Raw genomic sequence first — 15,028 nt, 5'->3', positions numbered from 1 at the left:
TGGGATGAGAATAGGGCTGTTCACGGACACATACCTGCCAACGGTGGACGGTGTAGTGAATTCTTTGTTGACGACGAGGAAGACCCTTGAAGGGATGGGCCACGACGTCTTCGTGTGTGCTCCTGAGGACAAGAAGAACGGCAATCCACCCGACGAAAAAGCGATATACTGCAAGGCGAGGGAGTTCAAGAAATATCCAGGGTACAGGATGGCGAAGGTGTTCAGCGACAGGCTCACCCTGGCAATGAGGGACTACGAGCCAGATCTCATGCACAGCCACGGCGTCGCCGTTGTTGGGATGAAGAGCATGTGGGCGTCGAGAGAGCTGCGGGTGCCGTACGTCCTCACGTTCCACACGATGGTCCTGGACGCGCTCAATTACTACTCGCCACTGAAGCTGAACGTTTCATTCGTGGGCTGGCTTGTTCGGCGCTACCTCAGGTTCTTCCTTCACAGGTGCCGGGGCGTTGTCGTGCCGACGTCCGCGATCGCCCGAGAGGTGAGGGCGCTTGCGCCCCGGGTCAAGATGATGGAGGTAATTCCCACAGGGATAGACACGAAGAGGTTCAACACGAATGTGTCCGGACGAGAGGTTCGAGAGGCATGGGACCTCGATGGAAACGACGTGGTCCTCCACGTCGGACGGCTGTCGCCGGAGAAGAACGTGAACACGCTCCTGGGCGCGTTCTATCTCGTCAAGAAGGAGAAGCCAGAGGCCAAGCTGATGTTCGTGGGATCTGGACCCGATATGGACAACTGTCAGAGGCACGCCCACAAACTAGGGCTCGATGACGATGTGATATTCGCGGGATTCATCGACGACGAGATGCTACCGAACTACTACGCCGCCTGTGATGCTTTCGCGATCACATCGAAATTCGAGACGCAGGGCCTCGTCGTCTTGGAGGCCATGGCCACAGGGAAATGTGTTGCTGGAGTCAACTTCCGAGCGATTCCCGAGTTCGTGAAGGACGGAGAGACGGGATTCCTCTTCGAGCCGGATAATCCGTTCGACTGCTCCAGAGCGGTCATACGTGCCCTTGAGTTCAACGGTGGCCTGAAGACGGAAACCAGGCGAATGGCCGAGAGATACTCTGTGGAGACGTGCACCGAGAAGCTCGTGAAGTTCTACGAGACCCTAATCGAGAATGCCAAATAGGGCAAGCGCATTCCGTCTTGAGTCTGGTGAATCATCATGATTGGGATTCTGGGAGGCGGACTTACAGGGCTGACACTGGGCTCTCTTCTCCCTGACTCCATTGTTCTCGAGAAAGAGGACGCTCCAGGAGGCCTCTGCAGGTCGCTGAACGAGGACGGCTACACGTTCGACTTCGGCGGGTCCCACATCATCTTCTCCAATAGGCCCGAGAGGCTCCAGTTCATGCTTTCCGTTCTGGGAGAGGATCTCGTCAAGAACAGGAGGAACACCAAGATCTACTACAAGGGCAGGTTTGTGAAGTACCCCTTCGAGAACGGGCTTTCCGACCTTCCTTTGGAAGAGAACTTCGAGTGCCTGGTCGAGTTCCTCAAGCTCAGACTGAAGAGGGCAAGCGGGGAAGTCCCGGAACCCGCCAATCTGAAGGAATGGTTCGAGTACAAGTTCGGAAGAGCGATTGCCGGTAAGTACCTCCTGCCGTACAACGAGAAGATATGGAGGGTCGGGCCGGAAGAGATGGGAACCGAGTGGGTCTCCCGAATACCGGACCCGCCGCTGGAGGACATCATCAAGTCATCGTTGGGGATCGAGACGGAAGGATACGTCCATCAGCTCGAGTTCTACTATCCCTTGAGGGGGGGCATCCAGGTCCTCACTGACACACTCGCGGACAGATGCAGGTCGATCAAGTCGGGGTTCGAGGTCGAGCAGGTCTCCAAGACCCACGACGGATTTCGGGTCTCAGGAGGCGGAGAATCTCACGACTTCCAGACTCTGATATCCACGATTCCGCTCCCCGCACTGGCGAGGGTCTTTGACGAAACGCCTGCGGACATGGTCACCGCTGCCCGGAATCTGAGGTTCAACTCGCTGGTCACCGTCATGCTGGGCATCGACGACCCAAAGATCAACGACTTCTCCTGGGTGTACTTCCCGAGGCGGGAGGACGGGATATTCTACCGGGCGAGCTTCCCCTCCAACTATAGCCCAGAGACCACACCCGAGGGCAAGAGCTCCGTGATGGCCGAGATCACCTGCTTCAGGGACGATGACACATGGGAACTCTCTGACGACGAGCTTGTGGACTCCGTGGAAACGAGCCTTCACAAGAACGGGATCGTGGACAAGGACAGCGTCGAGTTCTCGCGGGTGATGAGGACCGAATACGCGTATGTGGTCTACGACCTCGAATACGAACGGAACGTCTCCAGGCTCAGGAAGTTCATGAGCGGTGCGGGCATCGAGCTCTGCGGGAGGTTCGGCAGGTTCGAGTATCTCAACATGGACGCGTGCATGGATGACGCGCGGGAGCTGGCCCTTCGCATCGGAGGCGGCGAATGAAGAGGATCTCCGTCATTGTCCCCACGTACAACGAAGACGAGGGTCTGGAGGAGTTCCTGAAGCAGTTCGAGAAGCAGACACTTCCCAGGGGGAACTTCGAGCTCATCGTGGTGGACGGGGACAGCACCGATGGGACGAGGGAGATCGCTGGCGTCTACGCGGACAAGGTCATCATCCAGCAGAGCAAAGGAATCGGCGGTGCCAGGAATGATGGTTTCCGAGCTGCTGAGGCTCCGATCGTCGCGACGACGGATGCGGATGTTAGGCTTCCGCAGACATGGCTGGAGAGAATCCTCGAGGATTTCGAGGACTCGGATGTCGTTGCCGTCTGCGGTCCCGACGGGCCGATCGAGAACGATTCGAAGTCGAAGCTCGTGTTCTTTGTCCTGAGGAACATCATATATGTGGGCTCCAAGATGGGAATATACTGCACTGGCGGGGGCAACTCCGCCTTCAAGAAGGACGCCGTCCTGAGCATCGGTGGCTACAAACCTCTGCCCCACTCAGATGATGTGGAAATCGCCTTCAGGATGAAGGAACTGGGGAAGATTGTGTACGACAGGGATCTCTTCGTCAGGGTCTCCACGCGGAGGATGGAAAGGGACGGGTACCTGCCAACATTGCTCACCTGGCTGAAGGGCGATCTTCTCCTTTTCCTCGGGAAGCCCATACCCGAGAAATCCTACGCGAAGAAGGACTACTGATCTCTCATCCTCCTTCGGTACGCCATAGAAAGGAGGCCGCTTATCACTATTATCACCACAACCGCCACCAGAGCTATGATCTGGGCGGTTTCCCTCTCGTACACGGCGCCGAAGAAGCCGACAAGGAGGAGGAGGAAGCCGTACTTGGCAACTGCTCCGAAGAATATGTAGGATATCGAACGCCGGTACGACCACTCGCAGACGGCCATGAAGGCCCCCACCATGGGCACGACCGGGGCGACCCTGTTCACCAGGATTATCTTCTCGTCCTTGACGACCAAGAAGTCCATGTAGCGTTTCATCACTCTCTCCAGGAATCTGGGCATCCTCTTCTTCTTGACAAGCATGTTCCTCACGATGACGTACAGCAGCGTGTTGCCAGCGAGCTCACCCAGTATTGCCATGCAGAGGATTGCCAGGCCCCAGACCAGTGCGGAGCCGTCCGGGAGAGGATTCGCGAGAAAGAAGATGACCGCGAAGACCTCGGGAAGTGCAGGGAAGATGGCGGCGTCAATGACGAATACCAGAAACAAGGCGAGGAGCGTCACCGCGGGGCCTAGACCGTGGAATAAATCGTAGATGAAGTCTCCAATCATCAGATCCCAGCTAGATCTTGCTTATGCTGAGAAGCGTGATTCGAAGGTACAGAACCTTCCCTGCACGCTCGTCGTTGAAGTCGGCGATGAATGTCCCCGCCTCAGGATCGACGGAGGTCACGATGAACTTCTCGTGTATGCTCTGCCCCAAGACCCTGTCAGCATCCTCCGGAGAGAGCTGATGTCTGACCCTGATCTCTCCCAATCCCTCGTTCGCCGCACTGTCCACGTCCTCCACGAGGGTGTTCCACTGCGAGTACGGTGAGACCACCATGCCCGGCGTCGGGTTGTGCCTGATGATGACCAGGTCGTTGGTCCTGTTGAGGTAGTACACGTAGACGTCCCAACCCCAGAAGGGGTCCTTGAGACTCTTCCCCTCAAAGGGAGGACCCTCTTCCGAGAACCTCTGAGAGTAGGTGATTGTGCTCATCTCCTCGTACTGGGGGACCGTCTCGACGAGGGTGCGAGTCTCGAGCAAGCTCACGTTTGTCATCCCGTACGCCTCCTCGGGCTGTAGGGCGACAACTCTCGTCTCCCCGACACGCATGCCCAGGATCTCGCTCTCCAGGGCCTTCCCCTTGTTTTCCATCCCGAAGAACGGGGCAGCACCTGGCTCAACGAAACCTCCACCTATGGTCGACAAGACAGGGTTGAAGGTGCCGTCCGCAGGATACGTGTAGCTGAGGGATTTCGGGTAGGACACATCGTCGTCAGCGACGCTCTTGACGGACGTTCCGAAGACGCGCCCGTCCTCGAAGTTGCCGATGTAGTCGAACTCGATCGTGTCCGTTCGCTCCACGACCTCGGGAGCCGGGATCGGGGCGGCCTCTAGTCCCAGCATCCAAGCCTGATAGACCACGACCACTAGCACAACGACTAGGACTATCAGGGCCGTGATGAACACGTCGAATGCGCCAGACCTATCCTTCCTGAGATTCATCGGTGCTCAGCTGCCTTAGAAAGTCGAGCCCTTTTATAAGGGTTGTGGCACGAATCTTTATATTCATAACGTCGAATGGGGAAACCTGATGGCAAAGACCGTCACCGTCTGCCCGCATTGCGGTTCCGCCGACTTGTACTACGAGACTGGTCTCATCACGGGATACAAGTATCACTGCAAGAATTGTGACTACGTGGGAGCCTTCGTGATAGAAAAGGACGTAGAGGACTAGGCGAACATGCTTCCGGACGCTTCCTTCCCTTTCTGGAATGGAATCCCCGTGACCTTGTCTATCCCTCTTAGGAAGTCCTCCGTCAGGACCTTGTCCCTATCCTCGCGGATGGCGAACATGCCCGCTTCTGTGCAGATGGCCTTGATGTCGGCCCCCGTGCATCCGTCCGTTCTCTCTGCAAGGTTGAAAAAGTCGATCTTGCCCGAGATGCTCATCTCCCTGGTGTGTATGGCGAATATCTTCTCTCTCCCCGCCGCTGTCGGAGACGGGATCTCGATTATGCGGTCGAATCTCCCTGGTCGAAGGAGCGCATCGTCCAGGATGTCGGGGCGATTCGTCGCGGCGATTATCTTGACATCGCCCAAGGGATTGAAACCGTCCAGTTCCGCGAGGAGCTGCATCAGGGTTCTTTGTACCTCTCTGTCTCCGGATGTGGCGATCTCCAGCCGCTTGGCCCCTATGGCATCGATCTCGTCGATGAACACGATTGAGGGCGATTTCTCTCTGGCGAGCTCGAAGAGCTCCCTGACAAGTCGCGCGCCCTCACCGATGTACTTCTGAACCAGTTCCGAGCCCACGAACCTGATGAAAGTCGCGTTCGTCTGGTGGGCCACCGCCTTTGCCAGAAGGGTCTTGCCCGTTCCCGGCAGGCCGACAAGGAGGACGCCCTTTGGAGGCTCTATTCCCACCTTCTTGTAGAGGTCTGGTCTCAGCAGCGGGTCCTCAACCGCCTCCTTGATCTCAACGATCTCGTTCTCCAGACCGCCTATGTCCTCATACGTCATGTCGGGCTTCTCGATGACCTCTGCCCCGGTCACAAGAGGGTCCAAGGATGGCGGGAGAACTCCCATCACCGCCAAGGTCTGCTTGTTCAGGGCAACCCTCGCTCCCACGACGATGCTCTCGCGGTCGAGGTAGTCCGCCGCGTTCACGATGAAATCGGGACCTGTGGAACTCTTCACGACGACCCGGCCATCGGTGAGGACATCCCTGATGGAACCGATGATCAGCGGGGGCGTCTTGAGCCGCTCGAGCTCTCCCTTGAGGCGTCTGATCTCCTTCTGAAGCCTCATGAGCTCGGCCTCGACGAAGCGCTTCTCGCCCTCTATTCTCCTGGAGCTAGCCAGAATCGTGTCATTCTTGTCCTCCAGCATGGAGATTCTTTCTGACAGCTTCTGCGAGAACTCCTTGATATCCTCCTCGTTCACTGGGATCCCCCATCCGTACCCATTTGTCTGTCGCTAAGTATATATTCGTTTCCAGCTATTTATTGTTTATCCTGGATGTGGTCATCTGAGATGCGAGCTCTGCGGGACCAGTACGCCGAGGACTAGAGAAGTCGTGATAGAGGGCACGCTCCTGAGCGTATGCTCGAGCTGCGCGAAGTTCGGCGAGAGTGGTCCCACCAAAAGGGAGACGAAAGAACCTCCCACCGTGGCGAGGCGTCTGGAACGGAGAGAGAGGCGGATGCGGACCAGGGACGTTTACAAGGGAGCTTCTGCGGAGGCTCTGGCGGCGGACTATCCGGTTCGGATAAGGAGCGCCCGTGAGAAGAGGAATCTGAGCCAGAAGGAGCTCGCGGCGAGCATCAACGAGAAGTTGAGCATCATCAACAAGCTGGAAGCCGGGGACATGAGGCCAAGCGACGCCCTCGTGTCGAAGCTTGAGAGGGCCCTGGAAATCAAGCTCAGGGAGAAGGTCGAGGAGGTCCATATCGAGAAACAGGACGGCGCACAGTCGATGACGCTCCTGGACCTGCTTGGGGATGAGTAGGTTGAAGAACGGAGTCGTAATCGCCCTGTTCGCCGCCATCGTAATAGTCTTGTCGGTGCTGGGATACGCGGTATACGTTCAATTGTCTTCAGGGGAGTACGCGGCCCAGGCGGGGAACCTCATCTGCCTCGCCGTCATTCTCCTCCCCTCCTTCCTCGCCTTCGAGCTCCTCTTCAAGCGCTACCACTATTTGCGAAGGGAACCGGAACCCGAGGAAGAGGACTGAAGCCGCTCCCCGACCGCACCGTGGAACGAGGAGAGGTCCACACCCAGTTCCCGACCGACTATCAGCGCCGCGACCTCTATCGTGACGTCCATGGAACTCTGCACGGAGTTGATCTTCGATATCAGACGCTTCTCGTCGACTTCAGAGTTCGCCGCGATCTTCCCAAGGATCTGCGTGAAGAGGTCCGTCTCCTGCGGTCTACTCCTCAAGACCTCCGGTCCTGGAGAGAAGTCGAGCGGGATCTCCACGGACTTGGGATCGAAGTTCGCGATCACGTCCCCATCCTTGCGCGTCACGAGCTCCGCCTCCAGCGCGACCTCCAGAAGTTTCTGTGAGTCCTTCGGCGGGAACCATCTGAAATCCATGGACGCGGTGAGAATGAAGTCCCTCTCCGTCATCGACGGCCTTCCCTTTCGGGAGAAGATCATCGCCACGGTCTGTTTCAGCTCATTCATCGGGCATCAGCTCCTGGGCCTGGACGACGACCCCTTTCACACAGGAGTCTCGGGCCTCTTCCGCCTGTCCCTTCGATAGGAAGCCCACGTAGAGACCCTCCAGCACCTCTTCAGAGAAGAGCCTCTCCGCCTCCTCCAAGGGAGAAGGAGAGCAGTTGTCCATGAATATGAACTCTTCGACTCCCGCCATCCTCGCCTTCTCCAGAACCGTCGGGACGCTCGAGAACTGGAGGGCGATCCTCCCCAGTATGCGCTGGCAGTAGTCGATCTGGAACACGACATTCTCCGTCAACTTCAACGCCTTGTCCAGCTCACTGAAGCTCTTCAGCGTCCTGGTCGATATCACGGCTTTCGCCCCTCCCGCTACAAGGACGTCCATAACGTTCTCGGATACCCTTATTCCTCCGTCGACCCAGACATCGAGCTTCTCCACTTTCCGCAAGAGGTCAAGATGAGGCATCCCGCCAAAGACGGCGGTTATGTCCTCCAGGATGACCGTCCCGTACTCCTCGCTGGCCGTCTGAATCAGGGAGACCGGGTCCACCTCAATGCCGACGTACCCCTGACTATTCGGAAGCACGACCTCACCTGCGTAGATGGACACCCTCGGAACGATCTGCATGGCACCAGCTGACTCGACATCCTGCGGGCGATATTAAACGTTTGTCGAATGGAAAGCCATATAAAGCAATCCTGCTTTCCGTGTTTTCCCGGAGGTAAGACGATGGTAGTCAAGAGCTGGAAGAGCGAGGACGTTGGTTGCCAGATCGATATCGATCATGACCTTTGCGATGGTGACGGTGAATGTCAGGACAGTTGCCCCACCGAGTGTTTTGAGATAGTCGACAAGAAGGCGACCGTGCCCAACATCGATGAATGCATCGAGTGCTGCGCCTGCCAGGAAGCATGTCCGACTGGCGCGTTGAAGCACTCGAGCTGCTAGGCAAGTAAACCGCAGACAGACCCGGGTCGTGATTCCACTGTCTGCCAGGGCAGTCATCTCCTCGGTTTGGAAAAGGTTTATTACCAGTCCGTCAGATATTAGTGACCCTCATGGCCAAGAGAAGGAAACTGGGTTCCGAAGCAGGACTAGCCGACTGCTACTACTGCGGCAAGGACGTTCCTGAGGACGCTTGGAGGTGCCCGCACTGCAGGAAGTGGTACCGCGACGGGAAGGAGATGGTCGCGGCCATCTCAATCGTCGCGATCCTCGTGCTGTCGCTCGTTGGCTACACGATCGCGCAGTACGTCGATTTCCCTGGAGAGAACGGAGGCGGAGTCGAGCCGCCAGCCTCGTACAGTGTCGATGTCTGGACCCACGGTCAATTCGAGACGCACAGCACTGGACCGGGCAGATCGACGAGCTTCATGATATTCGTGAGGAACACGGCCCAGGTCCCGGATACGATAGACTTCGAGTTCTCGGGCGTTGCTTCGGGCATTGCCCCGCACCTTGATTATCCATCCAGGATAATGAGTGGAGGGTCGCTTCTCCTCAACATCCTCACTGTCGACGTGGATACTTCCGTCTTCCCTGGCACATACTCAATCATGGTCACGGCGACCTCCAGGGGTGACACCGATGTCTCGGATTCAGTGGACGTCTCTGTGCAGATTGTCGATTTGCAGCCGCAGGAGGTTGAGGAAGGGAGCTACGTCAGATGCGACTACATCCTTTGGCTCTCGGACGCGAGCGTCAAGGATTCTGGGGAGGCGTTGAAGGTCTATACGGGAACAGACGAGATGGATCCTCAGTGGGAGGCTCAAGGCTATTTGGATGTCATCCCGGGCTTCAGGCAGGGACTTCTGGGCATGAAGATCACAGAGACGAAGGTCGTGGCGGTTCCGCCCAATGATGGATACACAGACCCTAACCATGATTTGTACAACCAGTGGTTGTACTTCCAGATCACTCTGGTCAGCGTCGACGGGTAGTGGAAGGCCCCTGCGTCCACTCCAAGACGGATCAGACACCCCGGACATGCACACATCGGACTGGCTGTACAGCCGACGTAGAGAATGCGTACAGGATCCGTACGGAAAACGTAGAGGTACCCTAGAGGCACCTTAGAGTCACCATAGAGGCACCTTACAGAAACAGTACAGCGGGCGTACAGAAAACGTACAGCGCGAATGGAGGAAGTACATAAAGCTGACGCAGGGAGAATCCGGAATCCGCTCGCGGACCGGTCGAGGAGGGACTTGAGCGGGGAGAAGACCACCGAAACGCTTGTCAATTACTTGCCGACGCCCGGGAACGGAGGAGAAACGGAGCGGGTACGGAGTGGTTACGGAGGGGAAACGGAGTGGGTCTATAGAACACTAGGAGAACACTTACAGGAAGATAGGAGCGAGCTTACAGAGAGTTAGGAGAGAGTTAGGAGAAAAACGACGGAAACGCTTAAGAGCACTCTGTCAAGGCCTCCTAAGCAGAGTTGAAGCGGAGTGGGTGTGGAGGGGAAGTGGAGGAGAAGCGGAGGATCACTAGTGAGACATAGGAGAAACAGTGGAGAAGCACTGGAGGCAAAGGTTTAAGAAGGATTGCAGGCGGGCTCGGAACTGCTCTTGCAGCGGAGACACAGCGAACAGCAAGGATCCTGCAAGGAATAGCAAGGGAGAAGCAAGGATTCGGCAAGGAACCAGCAAGCGACCTGCAAGGATCTAGCAAGGATTCGGCAAGGATGTCCCTGGTATGTATATGGTAGGTCCCTAGGATGTCACAGGAAACCTAGGGCGGAGCTTAGGATTTGCCTATGATTTGTCGTTCTACATTATCGAGTACGACAGAAGGTCGGAAATTTCGTTCGGCGGTCACAAGAAAGAGGCATGAGTCGAAGTCAATGAATCCTTGACTACGACCTTTTCTCGATTCTGTGAGTGATACTAGAGTGTCAGATTCAGGGAATACGTGGCTACTCCACCATCATCGTCCATGACGGTCAGCGTGATTGTGTACATTCCCGCTAAAGCGTACGCGTGCCTCGCAGTGTCCGTCACCGCTATCGGATTCACCTCCGGGCTCGGGTACGAGTCCGGTCCGACACCGTCGTTGTAGTACGTGTTCTCTGTGATGTTTCCGTCTCCCCAGTCCCACGAGAAGGTGAGATCGTCGCTTCCTGGGTCTGACGCTGTCGCTACGAATGTGATGTTGTGTCCCAGGAAGTAGGTTGAGAAGTCGTCTATCACCCATGTCCAAGTGTCCTCGTGTCTCACGTTGAAGGTGTGATGTATCCTCTCCTCACCGTCCTCGTATCGTATTATGACCCAAGCGGGAGTGGCACCCCATATCTGTCCGTTGATCGGGTCGTCCTCGGGCGTGTAGTACGCCACCGCCGAGTAGGTCTTCGAGAAGTCTATCGAGAACTCGCCTAGGTCCGCCATCTGCTCGTTTGGGCTTCCGGGATAGCGTGTGATGCTTGCGTATCCGACTTCGATGCCGTCCTCATACAGGTAGATCTCGACGTTGTGCCACTTCTCGCCTGCGATGCGGAAGGCTAAGGAGGCGTTGAGGTGGTATGATATCCCGCCAATCGTCGGAGCGACGTTGCTGACGGTAACGACGGTATGCTCGACAGTGTAACCGCCGTCATCATCCTGCACAGTGAGTGTAACAAGGAAGTCGCCGTTGTCCCCCCAGAGGTGTGACACAGCGTGAGTCGCCTCGAACGGATAGGTCCCCGCTGGACTCTGTGGCGGGTCCGGGCCGGCCCCGTCATTGTAGAAGATGGCCGTGTCCGAAGTCCCGTCTCCCCAGTCCCATGTGAACGTTAGGTCGTCGCTCCCTGAATCTGAGGCGTTCGCCAGAAACATGACGCTTTCATTTTCATTGGGACCTTCAGGGTATCCAAGTGTCGTCAGTGGTGAGCGATTGTGTATCGTTACGTTCAACGTTCTGGCTTGAATTTCTGAGACGGTCTTCTGTCCGACTTCCTCCAGGATTTCCAGATATGTCTCTTCCAAGGCTGTGTAGTTCTCGGCATAGTGATAGGATGCGTTGGTGGCATTGGCGATATATTGCAGGTAGCTATCCTCGACGGCAGGACCGAGTCCGACTGTATATATCCTTATTCCCGGTCCGATTCTGCCGACTGACTTGTTCGCCCATTCGATTTCATCCTTCAGTGGACCGTCCAGATAGTAAGGAGGCGTGCCCATCGGGTGAATGGGCTTTCCGTCTGTTATGAGAATCTCAATCCACAGGTGGGTTGGGTCTCCGTTTCCGCCTGGTTCAGGAAAGGGGGGTGACCAATCAGGCTGGATATATGGTGGTGAAGGGACGTAGTCAGGACTGAGTTCTTCATGAGCAACCTGTACCGCCTTCTCGATGTTGGTTCCACCATACCCGAATCTCATTACTTCTGCAGCGGTCTTTATCTGATACTTCCCGGTGGCATCAGCGTTTGTGAGGTGCAGACCATCGACCAACCAAGCTGCATCAACGAACTCAGGAGGATCTGGTGGCGGGGGATACATGGCAAATCCCACAACAGCTGCCCGATCGGTGTCTGTGAGATTCTCGATGTATCGCTGGACGGCATCGATTCTAGTGTGATTGGGATCGCTAAATTCTGGATAGCCAACCATGCTCGAGGAACTATCAATCAAGAATATCGTATCCTGGTCGACCCCACTTCCCGTCTTCTCAATCTCAAGAGTGACAGTGACAACGTAGTCACCATCATCACCATAGGTGTGACTAGGACTTGGACCGGTGGCATCCACATCGTTTGAAGCGTTCCCATCGCCGTCAGAATCAATAGACGCATCCATGTCCCAGACATATGACTTGATGGAATCCTGAGGCAGGTCTGGAAAAGTCACATTGAAGAGAAGCTCCTCTCCCTCAAATCCCTCAATCATCGATTCGTTCAGGAAGTCAGTTGATTCTCCGTCTGAGGTGCTGATTGAGGTTGTTGGCGATGAAAGAATGATTGTGGCAACAGAAAGCTGGACGAGAGAATAGGAGAGAAGAAGAACGACAACCCAACATCTCAGTCTCCTCATCATCACCTAACCCAGTACACAGATGGAGATACCACGCCATAATACTTACTCCGATTCGACGTTGTGGCTTGGCCACAGCCTCAGAATGAGAGCTTCAGTTGTCCAGGACCCATCCGAGGACGAGGGATTTGACGTACTCGATAATGAACTACGCCATTTTTTCAGATCCCACATCTGTACCAGCTCCGCGACTAGCTCAGAGGAGGCAATAATTGCCGCCATAAAAACCTTAAATATCCTCGAACACGATGGACTCTCGGGCCGAGGTGACAGAGCGGCCAATGTGACCGCCTGCAGAGCGGTTTTGTGGGGGTTCGACTCCCTCCCTCGGCACTTTGGTGAAGAACATGCTGGTCTACAACACACTGACGCACGAGAAGGAGGAGTTCGTTCCTCTCAAGGGCAACAGAGTGACAATGTTCGTCTGCGGCGTCACTCCGTACGATTACTCGCACCTGGGACACGCTAAGACGTACGTCGCGTTCGACGCCATCGCGAGATACCTCAGGCACAAGGGGTACAACGTCCTCTACGTCCAGAACGTCACGGACGTGGATGACCACATCATCAACAGATCGGCGGAGACAGGCGTCTCGGAGCCGGAGCTCGCCGAGAAGTTCTTCAAGCACTTCCTCGAGGACATGGAGGCGCTCGGCGTCGAGAGCATCAACGTATTCGCGAAGGCGACGGAGTTCATGGCCGAGATAATCGAGCAGATCAAGGGGCTAATCGAAAAGGGCTACGCGTACGACGTCGACGGGAACGTCTACTACGAGGTCCGCAAGTTCAAGGGCTTCGGGAAGCTCTCCCGCCAGAAACTCGACGAGCTGAGGCCGGGCGCGAGGGTCGAGATCGACGAGAGCAAGCGCAACCCGGAGGACTTCGCGCTGTGGAAGAAGCAGAAGCCGGGCGAGCCCGCGTGGGAGAGCCCCTGGGGGATGGGAAGACCCGGTTGGCACATCGAGGACACCGCCATCGCGATGGCGCACTTCGGCGAGCAGTACGACATCCACGGCGGGGCGACGGAGCTCATCTTCCCGCACCACGAGTCCGAGATCGCGCAGGCGGAAGCGCTCACGGGCGTGGAGCCGTACGTCAAGTACTGGCTACACACGGGCATACTGAACGTCGAAGGCGAGAAGATGGCGAAGTCCCTGGATAACTTCTGGACGATCAGGGATGCCATGACGGAGTACAGGCCCGAGGTCCTGCGGTTCTTCCTCCTGTACGCGCACTACCGCAGCCCGATAGACTTCAGCAAGGACCAGCTCGAGGAGGCGAAGAGGAGCTATCAGCGACTGGTCGATTCGCTCGAGACCGCCTCGCAGTTCCTGCCGAGGGCGGAGAGCGGGGAGACCGAATCCGGGAAGAAGCTCGTGGAGGCCGCGGAGAAAGCGGAGAAGCAGTTCGAGGAAGTGATGGACGACGATTTCAACACGCGCGAGGCCATAAGCCTGCTGTTCGAGCTCGCGAGAGAGCTCAACGTCGCGGTCGAGAAGAGCGCGGACAAGGACTCCCTCGAGAGAGGGCTCGGGACCTTCACGAAATTGGCGGGCGTCCTCGGGCTCTTTCCGGAGAGAGGGGCTGAGACCGAGGCAATCGACAGGATTCTCGAGCTGATCATGGAGATCAGAGAGAAGGCGAGGTCGAAGAAAGACTACGAGACGGCGGACTGGATTAGGAGCGAACTTGAGAAGCTAGGAATACGTCTCGAGGACACCGGGAAAGGCGTCGTCAAGAAGGCCCGCTAAAGGGGCGTTTTCGCGGGTCCATCATATTTAAGCCTTTCCTAGAAAAAACGTGGCGAAAAAGACACCAGCCAGATAGTCCGAGAATCATTATATACTGGGCGGACTATAGGGTGAGTGCGAAGAAATGGGATGCACAGGCGTTGAGAAATGGCTGAGATTTAGATGAAAGAAGAGGGTTCCTACAGAGAGGAGGACATCGTCGTTCTCGAGGGTCTTCAGGCGGTCCGCAGAAGGCCGAGCATGTACATCGGGAGCACGGACGGCAGGGGCCTCCATCATCTCGTGTACGAGGTCGTGGACAACAGCATCGATGAGGCGATGGCGGAGTCCTGCGACAACATCGGCGTCCAATTGAACACGGACGGGAGCGTCACGGTCGTCGATAACGGCAGGGGGATTCCAGTAGGGCCGCATCCCAAGCTCAAGACGTCCGCCCTCGAGATCGTGATGACCAAGCTGCACGCGGGCGGGAAGTTCGACAGGAAGACGTACAAGGTCTCCGGCGGGCTCCACGGCGTCGGCCTCTCGGTCGTCAACGCCCTCTCCGAGTGGCTGGTAGTGAGCGTCCATCGGGACGGAAAGGAATGGACCCAGAGATACGAGAGAGGAAAGCCAACCGGGGACGTCAAGCCCGTCGGGGACGCAGACGGCACGGGCACGATAATCACGTTCATGCCGGACGCGGAGATATTCGACCACACGAATTTCGACTACGCGACGCTGTGTTCGCGAATGAGGGAATATGCGTTCCTCAACAAGGGTGTCAAGATCATACTCAAGCGGCAGGACTCGGAAGAGCAGGAGACATTCTGCTACGACGGTGGAGTATCCGAATACGTTCTGTGGATGA

Annotated in this window: 16 protein-coding genes and 1 tRNA gene; 11 read left to right on the top strand and 6 right to left on the bottom strand. The window is 56.5% G+C overall.

What is annotated here, in order from left to right; all coding sequences use genetic code 11:
• Positions 1-4: 4 nt before the first annotated feature.
• Genes LN415_06340 through LN415_06330 form a run of 3 tightly spaced genes read left to right on the top strand, consistent with a single transcriptional unit; the run spans position 5 to position 3,201 of the window.
• On the top strand, positions 5-1,159 hold the full coding sequence (locus tag LN415_06340) for a glycosyltransferase (GenBank protein MCJ2556711.1): 1,155 nt from the start codon (positions 5-7) through the stop codon (positions 1,157-1,159).
• A 36-nt stretch (positions 1,160-1,195) separates the two neighbouring features.
• The gene (locus LN415_06335) at positions 1,196-2,497 is read left to right on the top strand and encodes an FAD-dependent oxidoreductase (protein ID MCJ2556710.1); all 1,302 of its coding nucleotides are present in this window, start codon (positions 1,196-1,198) and stop codon (positions 2,495-2,497) included.
• Complete coding sequence (locus LN415_06330; protein MCJ2556709.1) at positions 2,494-3,201, top strand: glycosyltransferase; 708 nt, start codon at positions 2,494-2,496, stop codon at positions 3,199-3,201. The genes LN415_06335 and LN415_06330 overlap by 4 nt, the downstream gene beginning before the upstream one ends.
• Here the strand turns inward: LN415_06330 and LN415_06325 are convergent.
• On the bottom strand, positions 3,195-3,797 hold the full coding sequence (locus LN415_06325; protein ID MCJ2556708.1) for a hypothetical protein: 603 nt from the start codon (positions 3,795-3,797) through the stop codon (positions 3,195-3,197). The two genes, LN415_06330 and LN415_06325, sit on opposite strands and share 7 nt — an antisense overlap.
• A 10-nt stretch (positions 3,798-3,807) precedes the next feature.
• Positions 3,808-4,737, bottom strand: coding sequence for an FKBP-type peptidyl-prolyl cis-trans isomerase (locus LN415_06320; protein MCJ2556707.1), 930 nt, complete (start codon positions 4,735-4,737; stop codon positions 3,808-3,810).
• An 88-nt stretch (positions 4,738-4,825) separates the two neighbouring features.
• Between LN415_06320 and LN415_06315 the strand changes: the two genes are divergently transcribed.
• Complete coding sequence (locus tag LN415_06315) at positions 4,826-4,969, top strand: DUF2321 domain-containing protein (GenBank protein MCJ2556706.1); 144 nt, start codon at positions 4,826-4,828, stop codon at positions 4,967-4,969.
• Here the strand turns inward: LN415_06315 and LN415_06310 are convergent.
• Positions 4,966-6,183 carry a proteasome-activating nucleotidase gene (locus LN415_06310; GenBank protein MCJ2556705.1) on the bottom strand — a complete coding sequence of 406 codons (1,218 nt, stop codon included), beginning with the start codon at positions 6,181-6,183 and terminating at the stop codon, positions 4,966-4,968. The two genes, LN415_06315 and LN415_06310, sit on opposite strands and share 4 nt — an antisense overlap.
• A gap of 79 nt (positions 6,184-6,262) precedes the next feature.
• Here LN415_06310 and LN415_06305 point away from each other — a divergent pair, with 79 nt between their 5' ends.
• Positions 6,263-6,742 carry a multiprotein bridging factor aMBF1 gene (locus LN415_06305; protein MCJ2556704.1) on the top strand — a complete coding sequence of 160 codons (480 nt, stop codon included), beginning with the start codon at positions 6,263-6,265 and terminating at the stop codon, positions 6,740-6,742.
• Positions 6,735-6,968: a hypothetical protein gene (locus LN415_06300; GenBank protein ID MCJ2556703.1), complete on the top strand. Its 234-nt coding sequence runs from the start codon at positions 6,735-6,737 to the stop codon at positions 6,966-6,968. The genes LN415_06305 and LN415_06300 overlap by 8 nt, the downstream gene beginning before the upstream one ends.
• On the opposite strand, the gene LN415_06295 is transcribed toward LN415_06300, so the two are convergent.
• Positions 6,929-7,423 (bottom strand): DUF2240 family protein, encoded by a 495-nt coding sequence (locus tag LN415_06295; protein ID MCJ2556702.1) that lies wholly within the window; start codon positions 7,421-7,423, stop codon positions 6,929-6,931. The genes LN415_06300 and LN415_06295 overlap by 40 nt on opposite strands.
• Positions 7,416-8,045, bottom strand: a complete 630-nt coding sequence (locus tag LN415_06290; GenBank protein ID MCJ2556701.1) for a hypothetical protein — start codon at positions 8,043-8,045, stop codon at positions 7,416-7,418. Before LN415_06290 ends, LN415_06295 begins: the two co-directional genes overlap by 8 nt.
• Positions 8,046-8,147: 102 nt before the next feature.
• On the opposite strand from LN415_06290, the gene LN415_06285 reads away from it, so the two are divergent.
• Together LN415_06285 and LN415_06280 are read left to right on the top strand one after the other, a co-directional pair.
• Entirely contained in the window at positions 8,148-8,366 is a 219-nt protein-coding gene (locus LN415_06285) for a 4Fe-4S binding protein (protein ID MCJ2556700.1), read from the top strand.
• 110 nt (positions 8,367-8,476) lie between these two features.
• Positions 8,477-9,358, top strand: coding sequence for an FKBP-type peptidyl-prolyl cis-trans isomerase (locus tag LN415_06280; GenBank protein MCJ2556699.1), 882 nt, complete (start codon positions 8,477-8,479; stop codon positions 9,356-9,358).
• Positions 9,359-10,306: 948 nt separating this feature from the next.
• Here LN415_06280 and LN415_06275 read toward each other — a convergent pair.
• Positions 10,307-12,283, bottom strand: coding sequence for a PKD domain-containing protein (locus LN415_06275; protein ID MCJ2556698.1), 1,977 nt, complete (start codon positions 12,281-12,283; stop codon positions 10,307-10,309).
• Between the two features lie 404 nt (positions 12,284-12,687).
• On the opposite strand from LN415_06275, the gene LN415_06270 reads away from it, so the two are divergent.
• The 3 genes from LN415_06270 to LN415_06260 all read left to right on the top strand — a co-directional run.
• Positions 12,688-12,760 (top strand) — tRNA-Cys (locus LN415_06270).
• Positions 12,761-12,774: 14 nt separating this feature from the next.
• Positions 12,775-14,178: a cysteine--tRNA ligase gene (cysS, locus tag LN415_06265; protein MCJ2556697.1), complete on the top strand. Its 1,404-nt coding sequence runs from the start codon at positions 12,775-12,777 to the stop codon at positions 14,176-14,178.
• Positions 14,179-14,340: 162 nt separating this feature from the next.
• On the top strand, positions 14,341-15,028 hold a 688-nt coding region (locus tag LN415_06260; protein MCJ2556696.1), incomplete at its 3' end, for an ATP-binding protein.

Source organism: Candidatus Thermoplasmatota archaeon, from assembly GCA_022848865.1.
Taxonomy (GTDB): domain Archaea; phylum Thermoplasmatota; class Thermoplasmata; order RBG-16-68-12; family JAGMCJ01; genus JAGMCJ01.
This window is presented reverse-complemented; position numbering and strand designations above follow the sequence as displayed.

Bases quoted from the DNA above. Each gene is read 5' to 3' on its own strand.
- LN415_06290 (MCJ2556701.1), bottom strand. From the start codon at position 8,045: ATGCAGATCGTTCCGAGGGTGTCCATCTACGCAGGTGAGGTCGTGCTT.
- LN415_06295 (MCJ2556702.1), bottom strand. From the start codon at position 7,423: ATGAATGAGCTGAAACAGACCGTGGCGATGATCTTCTCCCGAAAGGGA.
- LN415_06300 (MCJ2556703.1), top strand. From the start codon at position 6,735: ATGAGTAGGTTGAAGAACGGAGTCGTAATCGCCCTGTTCGCCGCCATC.
- LN415_06275 (MCJ2556698.1), bottom strand. From the start codon at position 12,283: ATGATTGAGGGATTTGAGGGAGAGGAGCTTCTCTTCAATGTGACTTTT.
- LN415_06320 (MCJ2556707.1), bottom strand. From the start codon at position 4,737: ATGAATCTCAGGAAGGATAGGTCTGGCGCATTCGACGTGTTCATCACG.
- LN415_06330 (MCJ2556709.1), top strand. From the start codon at position 2,494: ATGAAGAGGATCTCCGTCATTGTCCCCACGTACAACGAAGACGAGGGT.
- LN415_06280 (MCJ2556699.1), top strand. From the start codon at position 8,477: ATGGCCAAGAGAAGGAAACTGGGTTCCGAAGCAGGACTAGCCGACTGC.
- LN415_06285 (MCJ2556700.1), top strand. From the start codon at position 8,148: ATGGTAGTCAAGAGCTGGAAGAGCGAGGACGTTGGTTGCCAGATCGAT.
- LN415_06325 (MCJ2556708.1), bottom strand. From the start codon at position 3,797: ATGATTGGAGACTTCATCTACGATTTATTCCACGGTCTAGGCCCCGCG.
- LN415_06315 (MCJ2556706.1), top strand. From the start codon at position 4,826: ATGGCAAAGACCGTCACCGTCTGCCCGCATTGCGGTTCCGCCGACTTG.
- LN415_06335 (MCJ2556710.1), top strand. From the start codon at position 1,196: ATGATTGGGATTCTGGGAGGCGGACTTACAGGGCTGACACTGGGCTCT.
- LN415_06340 (MCJ2556711.1), top strand. From the start codon at position 5: ATGAGAATAGGGCTGTTCACGGACACATACCTGCCAACGGTGGACGGT.
- cysS (MCJ2556697.1), top strand. From the start codon at position 12,775: ATGCTGGTCTACAACACACTGACGCACGAGAAGGAGGAGTTCGTTCCT.